At 69.5% G+C, this 22,468-nt stretch carries 20 protein-coding genes; 8 read left to right on the top strand and 12 right to left on the bottom strand.

Translation table 11 applies throughout. From position 1 onward, the window contains the following. The first annotated feature begins 16 nt into the window (after positions 1–16). Positions 17–1,168 carry a HEAT repeat domain-containing protein gene (locus WME73_RS30095; RefSeq protein WP_437739835.1) on the top strand — a complete coding sequence of 384 codons (1,152 nt, stop codon included), beginning with the start codon at positions 17–19 and terminating at the stop codon, positions 1,166–1,168. A gap of 136 nt (positions 1,169–1,304) precedes the next feature. Here the strand turns inward: WME73_RS30095 and WME73_RS30090 are convergent, their stop codons facing one another. The 6 genes from WME73_RS30090 to WME73_RS30065 form a co-directional block, all read right to left on the bottom strand. Next, positions 1,305–1,859, bottom strand: a complete 555-nt coding sequence (locus tag WME73_RS30090) for a hypothetical protein (protein ID WP_437739834.1) — start codon at positions 1,857–1,859, stop codon at positions 1,305–1,307. Between the two features lie 128 nt (positions 1,860–1,987). Then, positions 1,988–2,527 (bottom strand): carboxymuconolactone decarboxylase family protein, encoded by a 540-nt coding sequence (locus WME73_RS30085; protein WP_437739833.1) that lies wholly within the window; start codon positions 2,525–2,527, stop codon positions 1,988–1,990. Positions 2,528–2,602: 75 nt separating this feature from the next. Continuing rightward, complete coding sequence (locus tag WME73_RS30080) at positions 2,603–3,067, bottom strand: MarR family winged helix-turn-helix transcriptional regulator (RefSeq protein ID WP_437739832.1); 465 nt, start codon at positions 3,065–3,067, stop codon at positions 2,603–2,605. An 89-nt stretch (positions 3,068–3,156) separates the two neighbouring features. After that, positions 3,157–4,476: a hypothetical protein gene (locus tag WME73_RS30075; RefSeq protein WP_437911778.1), complete on the bottom strand. Its 1,320-nt coding sequence runs from the start codon at positions 4,474–4,476 to the stop codon at positions 3,157–3,159. A gap of 60 nt (positions 4,477–4,536) precedes the next feature. Next, entirely contained in the window at positions 4,537–5,277 is a 741-nt protein-coding gene (locus tag WME73_RS30070; protein WP_437911777.1) for a HEAT repeat domain-containing protein, read from the bottom strand. An 82-nt stretch (positions 5,278–5,359) separates the two neighbouring features. Beyond that, on the bottom strand, positions 5,360–5,755 hold the full coding sequence (locus WME73_RS30065; RefSeq protein ID WP_437748047.1) for a type II toxin-antitoxin system PemK/MazF family toxin: 396 nt from the start codon (positions 5,753–5,755) through the stop codon (positions 5,360–5,362). Between the two features lie 302 nt (positions 5,756–6,057). On the opposite strand from WME73_RS30065, the gene WME73_RS30060 reads away from it, so the two are divergent. From WME73_RS30060 to WME73_RS30050, 3 genes are all read left to right on the top strand, one after another. Continuing rightward, positions 6,058–7,434 (top strand): serpin family protein, encoded by a 1,377-nt coding sequence (locus WME73_RS30060; protein WP_437911776.1) that lies wholly within the window; start codon positions 6,058–6,060, stop codon positions 7,432–7,434. Positions 7,435–7,645: 211 nt separating this feature from the next. After that, complete coding sequence (locus WME73_RS30055) at positions 7,646–7,903, top strand: hypothetical protein (protein WP_437911775.1); 258 nt, start codon at positions 7,646–7,648, stop codon at positions 7,901–7,903. After that, a complete protein-coding gene (locus WME73_RS30050; protein ID WP_437911774.1) occupies positions 7,888–8,559 on the top strand; it encodes a hypothetical protein in 672 nt (223 codons plus the stop codon). Before WME73_RS30055 ends, WME73_RS30050 begins: the two co-directional genes overlap by 16 nt. 110 nt (positions 8,560–8,669) lie before the next feature. Here the strand turns inward: WME73_RS30050 and WME73_RS30045 are convergent, their stop codons facing one another. After that, positions 8,670–10,187, bottom strand: a complete 1,518-nt coding sequence (locus WME73_RS30045) for a xylulokinase (protein WP_437911773.1) — start codon at positions 10,185–10,187, stop codon at positions 8,670–8,672. A 136-nt stretch (positions 10,188–10,323) separates the two neighbouring features. On the opposite strand from WME73_RS30045, the gene WME73_RS30040 reads away from it, so the two are divergent. Further along, a complete protein-coding gene (locus WME73_RS30040) occupies positions 10,324–11,358 on the top strand; it encodes a zinc-dependent alcohol dehydrogenase (protein WP_437911772.1) in 1,035 nt (344 codons plus the stop codon). 158 nt (positions 11,359–11,516) lie between these two features. Then, a complete protein-coding gene (locus tag WME73_RS30035) occupies positions 11,517–12,275 on the top strand; it encodes an SDR family oxidoreductase (RefSeq protein ID WP_437850396.1) in 759 nt (252 codons plus the stop codon). Positions 12,276–12,331: 56 nt separating this feature from the next. Here WME73_RS30035 and WME73_RS30030 read toward each other — a convergent pair whose 3' ends face one another. Continuing rightward, positions 12,332–12,493 carry a hypothetical protein gene (locus WME73_RS30030; protein WP_437739825.1) on the bottom strand — a complete coding sequence of 54 codons (162 nt, stop codon included), beginning with the start codon at positions 12,491–12,493 and terminating at the stop codon, positions 12,332–12,334. 870 nt (positions 12,494–13,363) lie between these two features. Between WME73_RS30030 and WME73_RS30025 the strand changes: the two genes are divergently transcribed. Further along, positions 13,364–13,918 (top strand): RBBP9/YdeN family alpha/beta hydrolase, encoded by a 555-nt coding sequence (locus WME73_RS30025; RefSeq protein ID WP_437911771.1) that lies wholly within the window; start codon positions 13,364–13,366, stop codon positions 13,916–13,918. Positions 13,919–14,339: 421 nt separating this feature from the next. Here the strand turns inward: WME73_RS30025 and WME73_RS30020 are convergent, their stop codons facing one another. From WME73_RS30020 to WME73_RS30010, 3 genes are all read right to left on the bottom strand, one after another. Next, positions 14,340–15,464 carry a glycosyltransferase gene (locus WME73_RS30020; RefSeq protein WP_437911770.1) on the bottom strand — a complete coding sequence of 375 codons (1,125 nt, stop codon included), beginning with the start codon at positions 15,462–15,464 and terminating at the stop codon, positions 14,340–14,342. A 290-nt stretch (positions 15,465–15,754) separates the two neighbouring features. After that, positions 15,755–15,976: a hypothetical protein gene (locus tag WME73_RS30015; RefSeq protein WP_437911769.1), complete on the bottom strand. Its 222-nt coding sequence runs from the start codon at positions 15,974–15,976 to the stop codon at positions 15,755–15,757. 210 nt (positions 15,977–16,186) lie between these two features. Further along, positions 16,187–16,375 (bottom strand): hypothetical protein, encoded by a 189-nt coding sequence (locus WME73_RS30010; RefSeq protein WP_437911768.1) that lies wholly within the window; start codon positions 16,373–16,375, stop codon positions 16,187–16,189. A gap of 114 nt (positions 16,376–16,489) precedes the next feature. On the opposite strand from WME73_RS30010, the gene WME73_RS30005 reads away from it, so the two are divergent. Further along, the gene (locus WME73_RS30005; protein ID WP_437911767.1) at positions 16,490–16,702 is read left to right on the top strand and encodes a hypothetical protein; all 213 of its coding nucleotides are present in this window, start codon (positions 16,490–16,492) and stop codon (positions 16,700–16,702) included. A 226-nt stretch (positions 16,703–16,928) separates the two neighbouring features. Here WME73_RS30005 and WME73_RS30000 read toward each other — a convergent pair whose 3' ends face one another. Then, positions 16,929–22,310 (bottom strand): CARDB domain-containing protein, encoded by a 5,382-nt coding sequence (locus tag WME73_RS30000; protein ID WP_437911766.1) that lies wholly within the window; start codon positions 22,308–22,310, stop codon positions 16,929–16,931. Positions 22,311–22,468: the final 158 nt, after the last annotated feature.

Raw genomic sequence — 22,468 nt, 5'->3', positions numbered from 1 at the left:
CCGCATGCATGGCTCCATGCCGCCCTCGCCCATCGCGCTCCTCATGATGGCGTTCGCCCTCCCTGCCTGCGACGGTTCCGCGGCGTCGGAGGTAGCGCCCGCTCCGCCGCCTCCTCCGCCTGCGGCGGCCGCCTCGCCGCCCACCTCGGCGACCCCTGCCGCTTCGGCCGCGCCCGCCGCTCCGCCGGCGGCCCCGCTGGCCGTGCTGAAGGGGGTCGACGTCTACGGCACCGACCGGTTCGACGGCGCCTGGGTGAAGACGCGCTTCGGCGACGTGCTTCAGCGCTTCTTCGGCACGGAGGACGAGGCGGAGAGGAAGGCCCTCGCAAAGGAGATGGTCGAGGTGATCCTCGCCGAGCACAAGGCGATCGGTTGGATCGAGCTCTCACCCATCATCTATTACGGCAGGGGCGAGGCCCTGAAGGCCTATGTCACCGTCGACGTGGTGGAGCGCAGGGATTTGAAGAAGCGCCTCACCTTCGGCCCGCAGCCCAAGGGCGATTTCGAGGATCCGGCGGGCCTGCTCGCGGCGTGGAAGGACTACCAGGAGACGTACTTCCGCATGATGTATGAGAAGGCGATCGGCCCTGAGCGCGCCGCGTGCCCCGCGTTTCATTGCCTGGGCGGCTACGAGCACGACAAGCTGCGCCCGTACGGCGAGAGATTCGTGAACGACGTTCCGCCGAACGAGGACAAGCTCATCCGCATCCTCGAGGCGGACAAGGACCCGGAAGACCGGGGCGCGGCGGCGTTTCTGCTCGCGCACATCAAGGATGGCGAGAAGCTCGTCTCGCTGATGCTGCCCATGCTGAACGATCCCGACGCCCTCGTGCGGAACAATGCCATGCGCGTGGTCGCGCACGTCGCCATGTTCCACCACGACGTGCCCGTCCCGCTGGCGCCGTTCCTCAAGGCCCTGGACGGCCCGACGACGACGGACCGAAACAAGGCGGCCGCCGTGACGTGGGGCCTCATCGACCGGCCGGAGGGCACGAAGCTTCATGCACAGGTCATCAAGGAGGCGGGGCCGACGCTCCTCAAGCTGCTCAAGCTCGAGCAGCCGAACAACCACGACTTCGCGTACCTGATCCTGAAAAAGGTGAGCGGGAAAGATTTCCCGGAGCGCGATTACGCGGCCTGGGAGAAGTGGCTCGCCGCGGCGGCGTAGCGGGCTTTCGTCGCTGACGCGAGCGCGTCACCGCCATCCCACCGAGGGGAGTCAAGGCCTGCACGCGCCCGCCCAACGGCCTGCGGCCCTGCCGCCGCGCGTAGCGCGGCCGGTAGCAGCCGCGGATTGGGCCGCGTCAGTACTTGCGGGAAAAGGCACGCTCGACCCACGCCTCGATGTCCTCGTGGGAGCTCCCCGGGCCTGGCTCATCCGTGCCCGCGATGCGGCTGCGGATGTCGGCCATCGGCTTCGAGCAGTCGGTGACGCGCGAGATGCGTCCCGCCTCGAGCTCCACCTCGAGGACGTGGGCGTATTTCCACGCCGGGTGGAAGCCCATGTGAACATACAGATCGAGCAAGAAATCGCGCGCGAGAAGCAGGCCACCGCTGAAGGGGACGTGGAGCCCGACGCCTTCGTAGGCGGCCGTGAATCCCAAGGGCGTCTTCGGCTCCTGTGGCATCCTGTCCAACAGGGGAGGAGCTTCGCCTTCGAGCGCGACGTCCAGGCCGTCGAGGTACAGGGCGTTGTCGCGAAGCTCATAGCGACAAACGAAGCCACGCCAGCACGCAGTGCTCGCCGGGCGAACACGAAGTCCGTAGCTCGCCGGGTCGAACAGCTCGCCGCCGTTCACGCCCGCCAGGCTCCAGTCAGCGCCCGCATAGGCGACGTCGTCACCGATTTGCGCAGTCATACACCTGTTACCTCGAATCCCTCTGTCGTGGAGAGCCAGCGTACCTGACGCTTCCCCCGCCTTGTCAAGGAGACCAACGCGAGATCACCGCAGCGCTTCCGCTCTCGAGCCCCGCGCTTCTGTCGCGATCAGCGCAGCGCGTGGGAGCGGGTCATCCGGTTCGCGAACGTCGACAGCGTGTAGGTGCCGATACCGACGATCACCTCGAGGGCCTGCTCGGCGGTGAAGCCCGCGCCGAGGAAGGCGTCGAGATCGGCGTCCGGCACCTGACCCCGCTCGCGCAGCGTCGCCTCGGTGAACGCCGCGAGCGCCTGGAGGCGCGCGTCGGGCGCCGGCCTTCGCTCGAACAGCGCCGCGGCGACCTCGGGGGAAGCCCCCGCGCGGAGGAGCAACCCGCGGTGCATCGTGCGGCAGAGATCGCAGCCGTTCTCGCCGGCGACGACCATCACCACGACCTCGCGCTCCACCGGCGAGAGCGTCGCCCCCTCGAAGACCGCGAGGAGCTCATCGAAGGCGCGCACAAGGAGCGGCGAGGTCGCGAAGCGCGCCAAGGGCAGCGGCAGGAAACCGAACTTCCGCGAAGCCCGCTCCAGCGCGGGGCGGGCCGCCGCGGGCGCCGTGTCGAGCGTGTGCGCAGGAAAGTGAGGGGAAGCAGCGGTCTGGCTCATGCGGGTCTCTCCTGAATTGGTTGTCTATGCAATTAATTGATGAGGAAGAAGGCGGCGTGGAGGGCGGGGCTACCTTCAGCCCTCGGGCTCGAGGTTCGCGAGGATGCGCTGCAGCGTGCGCCGGGTCGTGAGGAGATCGTCCTCCGGGATGCCGGCGCGCCCCTCGTCCACGAGGGCCTTGGCCTCGCCCGACAGGGCCTTGCGCAGCGCTCGCCCGCGCGCGGTGAGGTAGACGAGCCGCGCGCGCCGGTCCGTCGGATCGAGCCGGCGCTCGACAAGCCCGTCGCGCTCCATGAGCGCGAGGATCCGGCTCATCGTGGGCACGTCCCGGAAGGTGCGCTCGGCCAGGTGCGTCTGCGTGACGCCCTCCTGCTCCCACAGGCGGACGAGGACCATCCATTGCTCGGGCGTGATCTCGACGCCGTGCGCGCGGAAGCGCCGGTACATCGCGGCGCGGGAGGCGAGGTAGACGCGCGCCACCCAGAAGCCGAGCGCGTTGTCGAGGACGATCCCCCCGTCGGCCGTGAACTGGTCGCGCATGATGGCCGATCCTACCGCAAGGGATTTGGTTGTCAATGCAATCAATTCGGCCCGCTGCGAGCCGACCAGCCTGTCGAGCGACATGGCTCTCAGCGCGCCGCGAGCTGGGTCTCGAGCAGGTGCGCGAGCGCGCTCCGCCGCTCGTACATCGACGCGTGCGACGGAAACGATCTCCCGGACTGGGCCAGAGGACGAAGCTCCGCGTAGAGGGCGTCCCTGGCTATCGGCTCGGCCTGGAACGCCGAGCTCGTGGCCGGCAACAGGTAGCGCGGCACCGCGGTCGGCCCGGCATCCCTGGAGATGAGCACATCGCGCATCACGTCGTCGCGGGTGATGAACTCCGCCCACGCGGCGGCCGCGGCATTGCAGGCCGGGTCGCCGGAGCATCCCTTTCGCCGCACGAAGGCGTCGGTGAACAGGAGGGGCGTGGCGCTGGTGCCGAGCGGGATCGTCGACACACGCAGTCCCTCGACGGGCACGCCCTGCGCCTTCATGAGCGTGACGGTCCGATGCAGGCGCTCGCTGTATCCCCAGTACCCGATCGCGTTGCCCTTCACGAACTCCTCGACCGGACCCTCCAGTGTCTCGTCGTACGTGCCGTCGATGCAAGGGTTCCTGTCACCCTGTCGACAGAGCTCGGCAAGCTGCTTGAGCGCCGCTGTGCTGCCACCGTGAAGGGGTGGCTTCACGGCGTTGCTCAGGGTCAGCGGGTCCGTGGCATCGAGCCCGTTGTCGACGCGTGCGTCCAGGTAGAGGGCGGGTAGATCCCAGCTGCTCGCGAAATTCCCGAGGAGGGGCTTCCCGCTCTCGCGCGCGGCCTTCACGAGGCCGGCGATGCTGGAAGCGGCGTCGAGCTTCTCGGATCTCGTGACCAGGAAGAACCCGCAGCTGAGATGGGGTACACCCCACCAGACGGACTTGCCACTTCGGTCGATCTCGGCGCTGGCTGACCTGGCTGCGGCAAGGTAGTCGCGCTCCGGCACGGAAGGCCACGGCTCGAGGACGCCGGCGTCGATCAGATCGCCCAGCACCACGGTGTCGATCTCGACGAGATCGTGGCGACCGGACGCGAGCCATCCGGCGAGGCGCGTCGGATTGTGGTAGCTGTCATCGGACTTGACGAGGCGCAGCTCGAGATCGATCGCAACATGCTGCGATTCGAACCCGTCCTCGATCATCGTTCGCAGGGACGCGAAGTCATCGCCGGCGGCGTCTGGAATCCACGGGATGAGGGCAACGCTGAGCTTCGTGCGGCCAGGCTTGCCGGCGGAATCGACCGACGAGGCCGCCGGAGGCGGCGTGGGGGGTGGGCAGGGCATGCTGGCGGCGGTGCCCCCCACGCCTCCGCAGCCGGCAGCGGAGAGCGCGAGCACGGCGGTCCGCAGACAGGCGCTCGGTCGTCGGATCATGGCATGTTGTCCATGGACGGAGGCGCTGGCATGGCCTCGCGTGTGCGTGAATGGACCCGTTCAGGGGTTACCCTGGTTCGCACGAAGCTCCCCTACGAGCCGCTCGATCGTGAATCTCGATTCGTGCCACGACGTGTCGCTCCGGCTGGGCCCGGAGGTCCGGTCCAGGAGCTCGTTCAGCTCGGGCAGCAGCGCGGACGCATCCCGGCCAAGGGCGGCGACCGCGCGCAGCCAGCCATCGAGCCGATAGGCAGCGAGCCAGGCGTCGAGCCGTGGACGCGACGCCGCAAGGACGGGCGCCAGCGGGTGTTCGTCGCCGCTGCGCGCGAGCGCCTCCACCGCCAGCCAGCGCACGGTGAACAGCTCGTCGGAGAGCGCACGACGGAGCGCCGGAGCCTGCTCGGGACACGGCGCAGCGCGCGCGAGCACGCGGGCTGCGGCGAGCCGCACGACGGGCCCCTTGCTCGTCAGGGCATCGGCCACCGTACCCAGAACAGGCTGCGCAGCCGCCCCAGCCTTCTCGAGGGCGGAGAGGGCGGCTCGCTGGACGTTAGGATTGGACGCAGCCACCCAGCGCGCCACGCTCTTCACGCCACGCTCGGTCGGGGCGACAGGCGGCAGCCACCTACCGAAACAACTCCGATAGTGAACCGGGCGGCCCCACGCCTCGGCCAGCGCGATCAGGAACCGCTCAGGCTTCGGCTTTTCCCCCGAAAGCCGCTCGATCGCCGCCTCGATGCGCGCCCGATCCTGGGCAAGCCTCGTCCTGAAAGCGTCCTCCGGGTCACCGCGGTGAGCCATTCATCCTTCTCCCCAGAAGCCGCGCTCGCACAACGCCACAGCCGCGGTGAAGTTGACCTGCCCCACGAGGTGCACCCCCTCGCTACCGCCTGAAGAACGACGCCTGCTGGAAGCGCAGGCCGGCCAGGATCTGCTCCACCCGTGCGTCGGACAGCGACCCGATCCGCTCGCCCAGGCGGGCCTTCTCGACCGAGGAGATCTGCGACACGACCACGACGCTCTGCCTGGGAAGGTTCCCCTCGCCCACATCGAGCAGGATGTTCCCAGGCTCGTTCGCCCGGTGCAAGTTCGACGTCAGCGCGCACACGACCACGGTCGTGATGCGCGAGTGGTTGAAGACGTCGTCCTGGACCACCACATGGGGATGGGAGTAGCTCGGGACAGGCCCCCGCGAGTCATCGGGCCCTATCCAGAACACGTCGCCGCGATCGATCCGCGCTGAGCGCGTGCCTGTCGGTTCTCCTGCGCCCTCGTCCATCTTCATGTGCCTCGCGCGTCGGCCCGAAGGATGGTCCGTGGCGCACCTCGGCGCAACCCGCTCCTGCTGCACGACCTTCCCAGCACACCACGGTGTCTGGCAAGGAGGCACAGGCACATCGACCCCGCCGAGCCATCGGTTGCGCCATCAACGGCGCCTCCCGGCTCACTCGTGAGCACCGCGCGCGGCTCATCTTGGCACAATCTGCTCCAGGCTTGCTGGCAGCGCTCGTCTCCCCGGGACAAACATGCGATTTGCGGCGCAAAAGCGCTCTGGCACGCAGGCTGCAAAACCCTGGCATCATGAGAACATCAATTGTCTTGGCGACCGTGCTCATGTCGGCTCTCGCGGGGTGCAGCTCGAACGATGGAGGCGGCACCGGCGGCGGTGGCCCGGACCAGGGAGAGGGCGGCTCGGGCCAGGGAGGGGGCGGCGGGGCCGTCGAGTGCTTCGAGAAGAAGGCGGGCTGCGTGCTGCCGTCGGACGCGGCGCGGATCGAGAGCCCGGTCGTCTCGGAGGAGGATCAGGTGTTGCTGACGCGCAACAACGCGAGCTTCGCGCTCGACCTCGGCCGCGTGCTCCCCAGCGCGAACGGGAACCTCGTCTATTCGCCTTACAGCATCTCGACGGCGCTCGCCATGACGTACGCGGGCGCGCGGACCACGACGGAGAAGGCGATGGCCGAGGCGATGCGGTTCGAGCTCCCGCAGGAGCGGCTGCACCCGGCGTTCAACTACGTGGATCTCGAGCTCCACAAGCGCGCCGAGGGCTCCAGCAACGTCGAGGGAGGCGGCTTCCGGCTCCACACGGCCAACGCGATCTGGTCGCAGCTCGACCTCCCGCTCGAGCAGCCGTTCTTGACGGTGCTCGGCGAGAACTACGGGGCGCGCGTGCGGCTCGCCGACTTCGCCTCCGCGCCGGACGAGGCCGAGCGCCTCATCAACGCGTGGGTGAAGGACCAGACGGAGGGCATGATTCCGGAGCTCCTCAAGAAGAACGTGAACCCGGAGACGCTCGTCGTGCTCACCAACGCCATCTACTTCGACGCCGCGTGGCACACGCCGTTCAAAGAGGACGCGACGAAGGCCGGGGAGTTCCAGCGCGGCGACGGCACGAGCGTCACCGCCCAGATGATGCACGGCACACAGGAGACGCGCTACGGCGCCGGCGACGGCTGGGAAGCGGTGGAGATCCCTTATGCGGGCACCCCTGTCTCGATGTTCCTCGTCCTGCCCGCCGAGGGGAACGCGGACGCGCTGGCGGAGTCCCTCGACGGCGCGGTGCTCGAGACGATCATCGCCTCGACGCAGTCGCGGTCGGTCGACATCACGATGCCGAAGTTCTCGTTCGGCACCTCGGCCTCTCTCAAGAACGCGCTGACGGAGCTCGGCATGGGGGCCGCCTTCGGCCCCGGCGCCGACTTCTCGGGGCTGCTCCCGGTCGAACCGGACGAAGATCTCTTCATCCAGGACGTCATCCACAAGGCGGTCATCGACGTGGACGAGGCCGGGACCGAGGCCGCGGCGGCGACGGCGGTCCTCATCGGCGCCACGGGCTCGGGCCTCTTCCCCGAGCCCGCGGAGATCGTGCTGGACCGGCCGTTCTTCTTCTTCATCAGCGATCTGCCGACGGGGGCGCTCCTCTTCGCGGGGCGTGTCAGCGATCCGACAGCGCACTGAGGAGACGTGAGGCAGGCGCGCTGCTGAGAGCGCCCTCGCGCTGCAGATTCTTATACGATTGGTTCGACGCGTCGGTAAGTGCAGGTCGGTTCATGCGGCATTACGGGCATCACTCGAATGCCGCGTCGAATCTGCCGATTCTACGATTCGACTCTCCGGGTCGATGGATGATGGTCCGCGCCGCGATCATGGGTTATAGGGTCGCGCGCCGATGCACAACCGCTCCGACCAGTTCTCCAAGAACTTGCTGCGCGATGGGCTGAGCCTCGTATCGGCGGTGCAAACCGAGGTCGAGGTGCTGGCGGCTACCCAGAAGATCGACGTCTACTGCGTGCCGGATCCAGCTCGGGAGGCGGAGCGTGCCAGGATGGGACTGCTCGGCGAGCTCTCGACGGGCCGAGCCTGTTCGAACCGTTCCACGGCACACCTAGCCTTCGCCTGGTCCGGCGGTGCTTGCGCAAGCAGCTGACATGGCACCACGAACTCGAACGTCGCGCCCGCGCTGCAGCTGGCTCCGTCGCGCCGGACGAGGACACCGAGGCGCCCTCGCAGCCGGCGGTGGACTTTCCTGCGCTGGTCGTCATCAGCCGGGGGCGTCCTGAGACGGTGCTCGACGCTTACGGGTTCAAGCCGGCGCAGGCTGGCGTCTACCAGGCCGTGCCGGGCCTGGTGATGCGCGTGGTGGTGCTCGCGGAGCTGCCCCGGACGCGTGCCACGCTGCTGCTGCGGCTGCTCGGGTCAGGCCGCCGCTTTCGTGAGGCGCTGGCGGATCTGGCGGCCCTGCCGGACGGTGCCTGGGAGAAGAGCGTCGCCACGCCGCTGCTGGTACACTTCCGGTTCGCAAGCCATGAGCCGACGACGGACGAGGAGGACGATGTGAGCGCAGAGATCCGGGCGTGGTTCGAGGAATACGAGCGGAAGCTTCGGGCCGAGGAGCGGAAAGAGGGGCGCGCCGAGGAGGCGGCGCGTGCCGTGCTGACCGCGCTCAGGGTTCGTGGCATCGCCGTGCCGGACGTGGCGCGCGAGCGCATCCTGGCCGAGAAGGATCCGGAGACTTTGGAGCGATGGCATGAGCGGGCCATCATCGCCGTGTCGCTTGCCGAGGTACTCGACGGTCTGAGCTGAGCGATACCGGCCAACGACGGGCTGTCCAGCTCGCGGGCGTTGGTAGCGGCGCCTCCTTGAGGAGCGCAGGTCTGCCGCCGCGGATCGCGCCCCGTGGCGAGCGGGCGCACTTACTCCCTCGTGAAGGCCGAGAGGCGGCGCAGCAGCCCCGAGAGCTGCGGATACATGTCGCGGTAGATCCCCAGCAACGCCGCGTAGCGCCCCCGGCGCGCGGCGTCGGGATGGAACGTCGCCGTGGCGGTCCCGCGCATCGCCCTCGCGGCCGCCTCGATGCTCCCGGCCAGCCCGGCGCCGGCGGCCGCGCACATGGCGGCGCCCAGGCACGCCGCCTCGACCGTCTCGGACCGCTCGATGGCGACGCCCGTCGCATCGGCCATCACGGCGCACCAGAGGTCGCTCGCGGCCACGCCGCCGACCGCGGCGAACTCCGCGACCTCGATCCCCGCCGCGCCGCGCATCAGGTCCAGCACCAGGGCCTGCTCGAGCGCGACGCCCTCGATCAGGGCGCGGTAGACGTGGCCGCGCCCGTGCGCGTCCGTGAGGCCCAGGATCGCGCCGCGGGCGTCGGGATCCCAGTGGGGGTTCATGGCGCCCTCCCAGTAGGGCAAGAGCAGCAGGCCGCCGCTGCCGGGCGGCAGCGAAGCCGCCTCGGCCTCGAGCGCGGCCATCGCGGCCCCGTCGCGCGGATCGACGCCCAGCTGGCGGCGCAGGTACCAGTCCGAGAGCAGCGCACCGCTGCGCAGGCTGCTCTCCAGCACGTAGCCGCGGCCGGAGGCGCTCGTCATGGTCCGCCACGCCGGGTCCTGCCGCGGCTCGGGGGAAAAGACGCCGAAGACCACCGCCGTGCCGAGGTTCAGGTAGGCGCGCCGCGGGTCCAGGGCGTCGACGCCGAGCCCGGCCATCTGGCCGTCGCCGCCGCCGGCCAGCACCGGCGTGCCCTCGCGCAGGCCGGTGGCCGCCGCGGCGGCCGCCGACACCGCGCCGAGCGGCGCGCCGGGAGGGAGCGCCTCCGGCAGCCGGTCGGGCGTGATGCCGGCGGCGGCGCAGAGCTCCTCGGACCAGCGGCGCGCGCCGATGTCGAAGAGCGCGAGCGGGTCGGCGCTCGCCCAGCTGGTGCGGGCGCGCCCGGTCAGCGCCTGCACGAGGTACGCCTGCACGTCGCAGAAGAGGGCCGTGCGGCGGTGGGTGTCCGGCTCCTCGCTGGCCAGCCAGGCGATCTTGGGCAGCGCCGGGCCGAAGTCCGCGGCCTTGCCGGACAGCGCCCGCAGGCGGTCTCGCCCGATGCGGTCGATCACGGCGCCGAGGTGCCCGCGCGCGCGGCCGTCCAGCCAGAGCATGGCGGGGCGGAGCGGCTCGCCGTCGGGACCGAGGCAGGCGAAGGTCTCGCGCTGGTGCGCGATCGCGAGGCCAGCGATGCGGCCCGGGTCCACCGCGGCGGTGACGCCGGTGACCGCGCGGCACAGGGCGGCCCACCAGTCCCGGGGATCCTGCTCGAATCGCTCAGGAGCCGGCCGGGCCAGCGAGAGCGGCGCGCGGCCGGCGGCGTGCGAGCGCCCCTGGACGTCGAAGGCCGCCGCCTTGGCGGCGGTGGTGCTCAGGTCGATGCCGAGGACGAGGTCGGCCTGCATGGCGCCGTCAGCGACCCGGAACACAGGATTGACAAGCGATCACGGGCGCAGACTACAGTACGGAATCGCGCCGGCACAATCGTCGAGCGCGGTGCCGCCGGGGAGCCGGCGGAGCCTTGAAAGGGAGACTGGAACGGTGCGCGCAACCTTCATTCACGGCATCCGCGATGTCCGGCTCGGCGAGGTCGAACCTCCGCGGCCTCGCGAGGGCATGGCGACGATCCGGGTCGCGGGCTGCGGGATCTGCGGCAGCGATCTGCACTATTACCTGGAGGGCGGGATCGGCGCGGCGCAGGTCCGGGACCCCTTCGTGCCAGGGCACGAGTTCGCCGGCTGGGTCGTCGACGACCACCCGGCGCTGGGCCTGTCGAGGGGGCAGCTGGTCGCCGTCGACCCCGCGCACGCCTGCGGCCGCTGCGAGTGGTGCCATCGCGGCCACGTGAACCTGTGCCCGCACGTGGAGTTCCTTGGCGCGCCGCCGCTCCACGGCGGCATGGCGGAGCGGCTGGCGGTGCGCCCCGAGCAGCTGGTGCCGGTCCCCAGCGGCTTCTCGGTGCGAAAGGCCGTGATGCTGGAGCCGCTGGGCGTCGCGATCCACGCAATGGACCTGGCGCGGCCCCACCTGCAGGAGACGGTGGCGGTGCTGGGGTGCGGGCCGATCGCCCTGTGCCTGGTCCAGCTCGCGCGCCTGGCCGGCGTCGAGCGCGTCTTCGCGATCGACCCTGTCGCCTACCGGGCCGAGGCCGCGCGCCGGCTGGGCGCGCACGACGCTGCGCCGACGTTCGCGGCCATCGCGGAGTGGACGGGCGGCCGCGGCGTCGATCTCGTGATCGAGGCGACGAACTCGCCCGAGGGCTTCCACCACGCGGCCGAGGCCGCGCGCATCGGCGGGAGGATCCTGCTGGCGGGCATCCCCGAGGGCGATCGCTATTCGCTGCCGGCGGCGCTGTGCCGCCGCAAGGGGCTGAAGATCAAGTTCTCCCGGCGCATGGGGCACGTGTACCCGCGGGCGATCCGCCTGGTCGCCGAGGGGGCGGTGGACGTCGAGTCCATCGTCACGCACCGGTTCGACCTGTCCGAAGCCGAGAAGGGCTTCCGCCTGCAGGCGGATTGCCAGGACGGGGCGCTGAAGTCGATCATCGTTCCGGACGAAGGCGACACGCCGTTCTGATCGGGGTCGTCGCGCGGGGTCTCCAAGCGAGGCGGCGCGGCTGTCATTTTTCCTTCGCCCCATGTCACACGAGCTATACCCGCTTCGTCATTGACGGCGAGCGCGGGGTCACAGGAGCAAGGCGCCGGTCGCTCGCGTGATCGACAAGGGAGAAAGACATGAAGATCGTGGTTATCGGTGGGACCGGGCTGATCGGGACGAAGCTCGTGCGCAGGCTCCGCCAGCAGGGCCATGAGGTCGTCGCGGCGTCGCCTTCCACGGGCGTCAACAGCCTCACGGGCGAGGGGCTCGCCGGAGCGCTCGCAGGAGCCGAGGTCGTTGTCGATGTGGCGAACTCGCCGTCGTTCGAGGACAAGGCGGTCCTCGACTTCTTCGAGACCTCGGGCCGCAACCTGCTCGCCGCCGAGGCCGCCGCGGGCGTCAAACATCATGTGGCGCTCTCGGTGGTCGGCACCGATCGAATGCTCGGCAGCGGCTATTTTCGCGCGAAGATGGCGCAGGAGGCGCTGATCGAGGCCTCCGGGATCCCCTACACCCTCCTGCGGGCCACGCAGTTCTTCGAGTTCATGGACGGCATCGCGCGCTCCAGCGCTGACGCTGAGCGGGTCCGCCTCTCGTCGGCGCACCTGCAGCCGATCGCGTCCGAGGACGTCGCCGAGGCCCTGGCCGACGTCACGCTCGGGGCGCCCGTGAACGGCATCCTCGAGGTGGCCGGCCCCGAGAGGCGCCCGCTCGCCGAGTTCGTCGGCAAGTACCTGAGCGCGAAGAAGGACCGCCGCGAGGTGATCGCCGACGCGGAAGCGCCCTATTTTGGTCTCCGGATCGACGATCGGTCGCTCACCCCGGGCGACGGCGCGCGCGTCATGCCGACGCGCTTCGACGACTGGCTCGCCCTGTCGCTGGCTGGCGCGGCGTGAGGCATCCGATTGGGACGCTCAGCGCGAGCTATCGATCGTATCCCTGCGAGGCGTGATCAGCGCCGTCCGAGCGGCTTCACGACGAGCGCCCCGGTCTTGACATAGCGCTCGTAGACGACACGCAGCTCCGCGTCGTTGAGCCCCTGCTCGTCGTCGATGATGTAGACCCCGCGCTGCGGGTCGCGGTAAACGTTCGCCTGGAACTCTTCCCAGCTCATGGTTTCGTCTCGGTCCGGCGTGGAGTCGTCGGACTCGGACGAAGAGGAGGGCTCCGTGCCGCCGCAACCGGCGAGCGCGAGCGCCACCACGGGCACGCAGAGAAGGACAGACAGGGAGCTCCCGACGCGGCTCCTGGACAGACGTCTCGAAGACGATCCTTGATTCATTGAAACACCTTTCACGGTAAGGTCACACGTTGTTCGCAACCAAGAGAATCCTGCCGGCGGCCATTCGACATCCAGCGCCGACAGCATCTGGCATATTTACACAGGAATCGAGGGACATGGAAGTCCCATGCGGGAGTAGCAGGGCACTTTCATCGCCGCATCGCCGCGTCGCCGCCAGCGGGGTGCGGTCTCGGTGGTGACTGCGCCTTGCGAGCCAGGAGGATGAAGAGAAGCGCGCACAGCGTCTGCCACAGGTCGTGGAAATCGAATGAATCCGGCGCGCCTGGGCTACCTCGGCCCCATCACGGCGCGCGGCGGAGCGCGCCGCGCCGCCAGAAACGGTAGAGGGCGACGGCGGCTGCGTTTCGTGTGACCACAGGCGCGTGTGGATCGTCGAGCAGCTCTCCCACCGTACAGCCGCTGATACAGAGGGTTCCCTCTTTTCGCGCGAGGACACGAGCGCTTCGACGGCGCCTGGGATGCCGACGACATGCGCCGTGACGCCCGTGGGCGACCCGCGCGCGGCCGATCGTATATTTTTCTCTATCCGTCCCGACTCACTGCTGGAAAAGCGAGCCATATCAATGGCTTGTCCACGCGTCGGAGGGGGTCGCCTTCGCTCTGGGGTCTGCGGGGTGGTGACGAGGTGATTTTCACCCGCTTCCTCTGTACCCTCTTCCTTCGCGGGGAGGTCTTCTCACGATGCTGTCGCTGCTCATCGTCCCTGGCTACAGCGGCTCCGGGCCTCGCCACTGGCAGACGCTCTGGGAGGAGAGGCTCTGCTTCGCGCGCCGCGTGGAGATGCCCGACTGGGATCACCCGGACCGACGCGCTTGGGTCGAGGCGCTCGACCGGGCGGTCGCTGCCAGCGCCGAGCCCCCGGTGCTGGTCGCGCACAGCTGCGGCGTGAGCACGGTGGTCCACTGGGCGTCGCTGGGCGCGCGACCCGTGCGCGCAGCGCTGCTCGTCGCGCCGGCCGACACCGAATCGCCGAGCTATCCGCGCGACGCGGCGACGTTCCACCCGTTGCCCAGCGTCAGGCTCCCGTTTTCGTCGATGGTCGTCGCGAGCTCGGACGACCCCTACTGCACCCCGGAGCGAGCCGAAGCCTTCGCGCGCGCCTGGGGGAGCCAGCTGATCCATGCGGGGCCGTGTGGGCACATCAACGTCGACGCCGGCTTTGGGCCGTGGCCGGAGGGAGAGCGGCTCCTCGCGGGGCTGATCGGCGAGCCCATCTCACGGGTGTTTCGCGCGTGAGATGGCGAGTGACGTCTCAGCGATTCTCGGCCTGGGCGGGGACCTCGAGGCGCAGCGCCCACGCCTCGTACGCCGGAACGCCCAGCGCGGCGAGCGAGGGGAGGATCACGCGGTCGATCCGCTCGTAGAAGGCGCGCGCCGCCGGGCGCGAGGGGATCCCTAGTTCTGCGTGTCAGAAATCCCGCCAGGGATCTGTCTCGCGAACGAAGAGAGATTTTGACGCAAAGACGCCAAGAGCGCAAAGCCGCAAAAATGAACAGAATTTATTCATTTTTGCGTCTTGCGACTTTGCGTTGAAATCTCTCGCCGGATCCCTGGCCGGACCTCTGGCGGGCGGAACTAGGTTCGGGCCGGCGGGAGGGGGCGCCTCGGGGAGCGGGTCGCCGTCGGCGCGCGAGGCCGCCTCCCGCCGCCGGGAGACTCAATATCTCCCGGTCGCCGCCACCGCCCGCCTCACCTCTTCGATCCTCACCTCCCAGCTCTCGTATCGCATCGACGCGCCCCGCTCCGGGCGCGGGCCGGGCAGCTTCAGCTCTTCCTCGAGCAGCTCGATGAACGCCTCGGTCGTGTCGCCGATGCGGGCCTCCTTCACCACCTCGACCTCGGGGATCCGGGTCGAGACCACCGGCAGGCCGGCGGCGAGGTACTCGCGGACCTTGAGGGGGTTGGCGTTGAGCGTCATCTCGTTGATAGGGAAGGGGTTGATGGCCACGTCGAAGCCCTTGCAGTAGGCCGGCAGCTCCGAGAAGGGTTTGCGGCCGAGGACGTGGACGTTGGGCAGCGCGGTGAGGCGGGAGATGTCGGTCGTCACCTTGCCGAGCAGCACCATCGACCCGCCGGAGAAGTGCCTGGCGACCGCCTCCATGAGCGGGATGTCGATCCACTCGTCGGCCATCAGGCCGAAATAGCCAATCACCGGCTTGGGGAGGGCGGCGATGTCCGCCGGGATCTTCGTCTTGGGGGCGAGCGCCGTGCGGAAGTGCTCGTACTGCACGCCGTGGCGCACCAGAGCCGTGCGCGGGTTGTACTGCGATTTGGTGCGGAGCAGCTTCTCCGAGGAGACGATGCAGAGGTCGACCTTCTCGACGAGGGATCGCTCGAGATCCATCAGCTCGGCTGGGACATCGTGGAAGGCGGTGAACTCGTCGACGCAGTAATAGATCAGGAACGACTCGCCGAGCGCGCCGGCGATGACGGCGGCCGTGGGCGTGAAGACCCAGTTGACCACGTTGCGGAGGCCGAGCCGATCCGTCGCCCGCCGCACCTGGAGCTTGAGCAGCTCCCGGTTGACCGCGTGCATGGCCGGGTTGCCCCAGGCCGGGATGGCGAGCGGGTTGAGCACGAAGAGGTTCGGCTCGACCTCGCGCACCGGCTCGGTGAAGGCCTTGAGCTTGTCGAGGATGCGCCGGAAATCGCGGCCGGAGGCCTTGGGCGCGCGGTATCCGATGGAGCTCACCCAGAGGATGCGGTTGTCCTTCGACAGCCCGCGCATGAGGTGGGTCTTGGAGAGCGGATCTCCTGTCCAGTCGTGGGCGAAACACAGCATGTCGCGTCCGCGCAGGACGCCGCTGGTGTCAGAGACCGAAGAGAACGGGATGCTCGCGGCTGCCATTTAGTAGAGATACGATGATCTCGGGCGAGCGTCAATCGACCAGGTTTCTGCGGAGAAACGGTGCGCGGGGCCTCGTGTCTAGGGCATAACGAGCGGCACGCGCGGCGCTCGCCTCGGCGGAGGACGGAGGATGAAAGGCTGCGTGCAATGGTGTTCCGATTAAGACGATCGGATTCGCCGGCGGCGGACGGGCCGCGGGGAGCGACCCGACGCGCGCCGATGGTTCACGGGTAGAAGCGTTTCCCGCTGTTCGCTATCTCGACCAGCACGGGCGTCGGCGTCCAGCGCTTGCCGTGTTGCTGCTCGTACCCCTGAATCCGCTTCAGGGCCTCTCCGGCGCCGACGGCGTCGACGTAGCGGAACGGACCGCCGCGGAAGGGCGGAAAACCCAGGTCGACGAACTCGAGCTCCGTTGGCTCCGGCACCGGCGCCGGGGGCGCCTTCATGAAAGGCGAAGCGCTGCGCCATCCTGGTCGGCTCCCAGGGCAACTTCGTGCGCGACGAGTACGGGCGTCGCGTGGCTGTTACCGAAGACCGGCGTGAGACGAACCGACGTTGGCTCCCCCTCCGTCCCAGCTTGACCTTCGTGCCATGTTCCTTAACACCCCCGTGGACGCCGGGAAGGATGTCTGGTTGGCAATCCAGTCTGTCCTGCGCTACGGGCGCGCTTCGGCCGTCGATGTCATCAAGATCTTCGCGACCGTCGACGACGCCGACTTCTGGTGGCTCCTGCAGCCGCCCATCGATCGGCCCATCACCCGGTCGGTGACGACAAGGAGCGGGGCTGCTCGCGCGCGCTCTTCCGGCTGCGCGAGGCGCTCGATGCGGATCGGAACACGGCGCACGCAATCAAACGCAGGACCGCCAAGGACCGCTTCAGCCGCGCGCTGCGGCGCGTAGCGGAGTGGTGCAGGGGCGACATGCATGATGAGCTGAGCAGTCAGCAGGAGGGCTTGGCCATGAAGCTGCGGGGTCACTACGAGTACTACGGGATCACCGGGAACTCGGAGGCGCTCCGTCGCTTCGCCTGGGAGGTCGTCGCGGTGTGGCGCAAGTGGCTCGATCGCCGCTTGCAGAACGCCAAGATGACCTGGGAGCGGATGAACCGGCTGCTGAAGAGGTATCCCCTTCCGCAGCCGCGCATCACGCACCCCGCTCCTGCCCGGTCGTAGCAAACCCGTGTCCCGAAGAGCCGGATGCGGGAATTCCGCACGTCCGGATCTGTGGGGGGCCGGGGGGCAGTCGACCCCGGCCTACCCGACTAGGCTCGACGATGGGATCAAGCGCGCAACCGCACAGCGCGGTGAACCCCGGCCGCTTTGCTGGTCAGGTCGGCCACGCGGCCGAGCGCGATCCGCGTCGCGCGCTGCCGGCCTCTCCCGACGTGGAAGCGGGCGATCAGAAGCTGACGAGGAGCTCGCCGCCGGCCGTGGCGTTATTGCCCTCGAGGAACTCGGGGACTTCGCCGTAGGCGTCCACGATGGCGCCGAGCGTGTAGGTATCCACGGGGACGTAGGTGTCAGCGGGGACGAAGAGGCTCTCGCACTGGCCGACATCGAGGCTCGGCACCCAGGCGCCTCCGGCGAGGAAGTCGGCCGTCGTGATCGTCGCGTCGGCCGACAGCCGGACCTCCACCATGGTGCCGTAGCTCGGGGCTGTCCCCTGGTTGCAGACGGTGATCGAGGTGTCGAAGAGGTTGCCCTGCGTGACGCTCGGCGGGCCGCTCACCGCCGAGACGACGAGATCGGGGCCGTGGCCGATGGCCATCAGCTCGCCGGCGGCGGCGTTGTTGGTCTCGATGAGCTCCTGGACCGGGCCGTTCAGGTCCACGATGGCGCCGAGGTGGTAGGCGCCGTCGGGAGCGTAGGCGCCGGCGGCCACGGTGACGCTCTCGCACTGGCCAGGGCTCAGCCCGGGGACCCAGCTGTTGCCGATATGGATATCGGAGGGCGTGACCGTCCCGTCTGACGACAGCAGCACATCGACGCTCGTACCGCCGCTCGGGGTCGTGCCCTGGTTGCACACGGTGACGATGGCGTCGAAGCCGCTGCCCGGCGCGGCGGTCGATGGGCCGCTCACGGACGCAATGAGATCCGGCCGGTAGCCGACGCCGAACACGCTGCTTGCGTTGGTGTTGTTGGTCTCGATGAGCTCCTGCGTCCACGCGTAGGGGTCCACGATGGCGCCGAGGTGATAGGTGCCGTCGGGCGCCGCCAGGGAGGTGGGGATGGTCACGACCGTGCACTGGTCAGGATCCAGGTACGGCACCGGCGCGCTTCCGAGGTAGAATCCGGTGTAGGCCGCGTGATCGTCGGTCGCCAGGCGCAGCTCCACGTGGCTGAAGTGGCTCGGCAACGTGCCCTGGTTGCAGACGGTGACCTCGGCATCGAAGCTGCTGCCTGGCAGGGCGCTGGGGGGGCCCTCCACCACGGAGACGATGAGGTCCGGTCCATAGCCGACGCCGAGCACGCTGCCCCCCGCGGCGTTGTTGGTCTCGATGAGCTCGGGAGTCCAGCCGTACGGATCGACGATCGCGCCGAGGTGATAGGCGCCCCAGGGCACGTACGACGCGCTCGCCGGGAAGGTCACGGTGGCGCACTGGCCCGGCGCGAGGGACGGCACCGGCCCGTTTCCGGCCAGGAAGTCGGCCGTCGTGATGGTCGCGTCCAAGGAGAGGCGCAGCTCCACGTCGCCGCCGTAGCCCGCCTGCGTGCCCTGATTGCAGACGGTGACCTCGGCGTTGAAGTTATCACCCGGTGCGAGGCTCGGCGGCCCGCTCATGGCGGAGACGATGAAATCCGGCCCGAAGCCGACGCCGATCACGCTGCCCGCCACAGCGTTGTTGCTCTCGATGAGCTCGACGAGCGATTCGCCCGGGTCCACGATCGCCCCGAGGTGGTGGGCGCCATCGGGCCCATAGGCGCTCGCAGCGACGAGCACGGAGGTGCACTGTCCAGGGCTCAGGCCGGGCACATAGCCGCTCCCGGCGTGGATGTCCGCGGGCGAGATCGCGTCGTCGCTCGACAGGAAGAGCTCGAGGTCGACGCCGTAGCTCGGGGACGTGCCCTGGTTGCAGACGGTGGCGGAAGCATCGAATCCGCTGCCCGGCGGGGCGCTGGGCGGACCGCTGACCGCCGAGACGACGAGGTCGGGCTGGAAGCCCACGCCGATGAGGTCGCCCGAGGCGGCGTTGTTCGACTCGATCAGCTCTTCGTGCCAGTCGTTCACATCGACGATCGCTCCGAGGCGATACGCGCCATCGGGAACATAGGCGCTCGCGAGGACGAGCACGGAGGTGCACTGCCCGGGTGCCAGGAAGGGGACCATGCCGGCGCCAGCGTGCGTGTCGTCTTCCGTGATCGCGGCGTCGTCGGACAGGTAGAGCTCCACGTCGCTGCCGTAGCTCGGCTGCGTGCCCTGGTTGCACACGGTGACGGAAGCGTCGAAGCCGCTGCCCGGCATGGCGCTGGGCGGGCCGCTGACCGCGGAGACGATGAGGTCGGGCCAGTTGCCGACGCCGAACACGGCGCTCGCCTCGGCGTTGTTCGTCTCGATGAGCTCGGGAACCCAGTTGTCCCGGTCGACGATCGCGCCCAGGTGATAGGCACCGTCGGGCACGTACGCGCTCGCCGGGAAGGTCACGGTGGCGCACTGGCCCGGATCCAGGTACGGCACCGGACCGCTGCCAGCAGGGGAGTCGGCGATCGTGAGGGTCGCATCCGCGGAGAGGAGCAGCTCCACCTGGGTGCCATAGCTCGGCTGCGTACCCTGGTTGCAGACCGTGACCGACGCGTCGAAGCTTCCGCCGGGGATCACGCTCGGCGGCCCGCCCACCGAGGACACGATGAGGTCGGGCTGGTAGCCGACGCCGAGCACGCTGCCCGCCGCGGCGTTGTTGGTCTCGATGAGCTCGGCGAGCGCGCCGCTCGGGTCCACGATCGCGCCGAGGTGATGCGCGCCGTCGGGCACATAGGCGCTCGCGGGCACGACGACGGAGGCGCACTGCCCGGGGTTCAGCCCTGGGACATAGCCGTTCCCGGCGTGGCTGTCTGAGGGCATGATCGCCCGGTCGCCCGACAGCAGCAGCTCGACGTCGACGCTGTAGCTCTGCGTCGTGCCCTGATTGCAGACGGTGACGGCGGCGTTGAAGCTGCTGCCGGGGGTCACGCTCGACGGCCCGCTCACGGCGGAGACGACGAGGTCGGGCCAATAACCGACGCCGATCAGATCGCCCGGCGCCGCGTTGTTGGTCTCGATCAACTCGGGCTGCCAGCCGTGCGGATCGACGATCCCGCCGAGGTGGTAGGCGCCGTCGGCCACGTAGACGCTGGCGGGGATCGTCACGGCCGCGCACTGGCCGGGATCCAGGTAAGGCGTCGGCGCGCCGCCCGCGAGCGCGTCGGCCTCCGTGATCGTGGCGTCGGCGGACAGGCGCAGCTCCACCATGCTGGAGCCCGGGGTCATGCCCTGGTTGCAGACGGTGATCTCCGCGTCGAAGCCGCTGCCCGGCAGGACGCTGGGCGGGCCGCTCACGGAAGCGACGGTGAAGTCAGGCAAGTAGCCGATGCCGATCAGAGCGCCTGAGGCCGCGTTGTTGGTCTCGATGAGCTCGGGGACCCCGCCCTGCGGGTCGACGATCGCGCCGAGGTGGTAGGCACCCTCGGGCACATGAGCGCTCGCCGGGAAGGTCACGGTGGCGCACTGGCCCGGATCCAGGTACGGCACAGGACCGCCGCCGGCGAGGAAGTCGGCGGTCGTGAGCGTCGCATCCGCGGAGACGCGCAGCTCCACGTGGGTGCCGTAGCTCGTCTGCGTGCCCTGGTTGCAGACGGTGACCGACGCATCGAAGCCGCCGCCGGGGAACACGCTCGGCGGCCCGCTCACGGCGGAGACGATGAGGTCGGGGCCGTGGCCGACGCCGATCAGGCTGCCCGCCGCCGCGTTGTTGGTCTCGATGAGCTCGAGCAGCGAGCCGCCCGGGTCCACGACGGCGCCGAGGTGATAGGCGCCGTCGGGCACGTTGGCGTTCGCGGGCACGGCGACGGAGGCGCACTGCCCGGGGCTCAGACCGGGCACATAGCCGCCCCCGGCGGGCGCGTCGAACGGCGTGATCGCCTCATCGGACGAGAGCACCACGGCGATGTCGCTGCCGTAGCTCTGCGTCGTGCCCTGGTTGCAGACGGTGACGGAAGCGCTGAATCCGCTGCCAGGCACGAGCGTCGGCGGCCCGCTCACGGCGGAGACGATGAGATCCGGCCGATGGCCCACGCCGAGCAGCCCGCCCGACGCCGCGTTGTTGGCCTCGTTCAGCTCTTCTTGCGAGTTGTACAGATCGACGATCGCGCCGAGGTGATAGACGCCGTCTGGCACGTAAGCGCTCGCCGGGATGGTCACGGCGGCGCATTGCCCCGGATCCAGGTACGGCGCCTGGGCGCCGCCGGCGGGCGGGTCGGTCCACGTGATGTTGTCGTCGGGTGACAGGCGCAGCTCCAGGGCGGCGCTGTAGCTCGGGCTCGTGCCCTGGTTGCAGACGGTGACGGTGGCACCGAAGCCGCTGCCCGGAAGGGCGCTCGGCGGGGCGCTCACCGAGGTGACGATGAGATCCGGCCGATAGCCGACGCCGACCACGGCGCCAGCTGTGGCGTTGTTGTTCTCGATGAGCTCGGGAACCCCATCGTACGGATCGACGATCGCGCCGAGGTGATAGGCGCCGTCAGGCACGTAAACGCTCGGCTGGAAGGTCCGGGTCGCGCACTGCCCCGGATCGAGGTACGGCACCGAATCGCCGCCCAGGGGGGCGTCGGCCGCCGTGATGATCGCGTCCGAAGAGACGTACAGCTCCACGTTGCTGCCGTAGCTCGGGGTCGTGCCCTGGTTGCAGACGGTCACCAAGGCGTCGATGATGCCGCCAGGCGTCGCGCTCGGCGGCCCGCTCACCGCCGAGACGACGAGGTCCGGCTGGTAGCCGACGCCGAGCAGCCCGCCCGCCGAGGCGTTGTTGGACGTGATGAGCTCCTCGTCCCAGCCGTTCTCGTGCGCGATCGCGCCGAGGTGATAGGCGCCTTCGGGGACACTGGCGCTGGCGGGCATGGTCACCGACTCGCACTGGCCAGGATCCAGCCATGGAACCGGAATGCCGCCGAGGAGGTGATCCGACGGCTCGATCGCGGCGTCCGGCGAGAGGAGCACATCCACGAGCGCGCTCTGGCTCGGCGTCGTGCCCTGGTTGCACACCGTGGCCTGGACCTCGAAGCCGCCGCCGGGGAGCGCGCTGGGCGGGCCGCTCACGGCCGAGACGATGAGATCTGGGCCATAGCCGATGCCGATCTCGCCTGCGACCGCCGCGTTGTTGGTCTCCGACAGCTCGATCACCTGCTCGAACGAGTCCACCACGACGCCGAGCGTGTACGCGCCATCGGGCACCGCCGGGGCGGTCTGGACGCCGAGCTCGACGCATTGCCCCGCGTCGAGATACCCCAGCGGCGCATAGCCGGTGATGGGATCCGACGGTGTGATGATGTCGTCGTCCGACAGACTCACCTCGACCTGGGTGCTGTAGCTCGCCGAATTGCCCTGGTTGCACACAGTGACCCACGTCGTGAAATAGCCGCCCGGCAGGACGCTGGGCGGCGCGCTCGCGCTCGAGATCACGAGGTCCGGCTCGTCGCCCGTGAGCGCCCCGGTCGCGGCCCCGAGCGGCTCGGGTTCGCCAGGGGGTCCGCTGCTCCCGCACCCCACGGTCATCGCCAGCATGCCGAACACGAAGCACGCCCGTCGCACCAGAGATACTCTTAGGCTGAGCATAGAGAATCAGGAGAAGCTGGGGGCGCGTCCACGTCAAGGGGGTCGCGATTCTCGCTGGAGTTTCGCGGGATAGGGACCTTGCGCCGTCACGAGGCGGGGGGGGCGCCTCGGCGTCCCTGGCGTCTTCGGTGGCG

It is taken from the genome of Sorangium sp. So ce302, assembly GCF_051530145.1.
GTDB classification, from domain to species: Bacteria; Myxococcota_A; Polyangia; order Polyangiales; family Polyangiaceae; genus Sorangium; species Sorangium cellulosum_B.
This window is presented reverse-complemented; position numbering and strand designations above follow the sequence as displayed.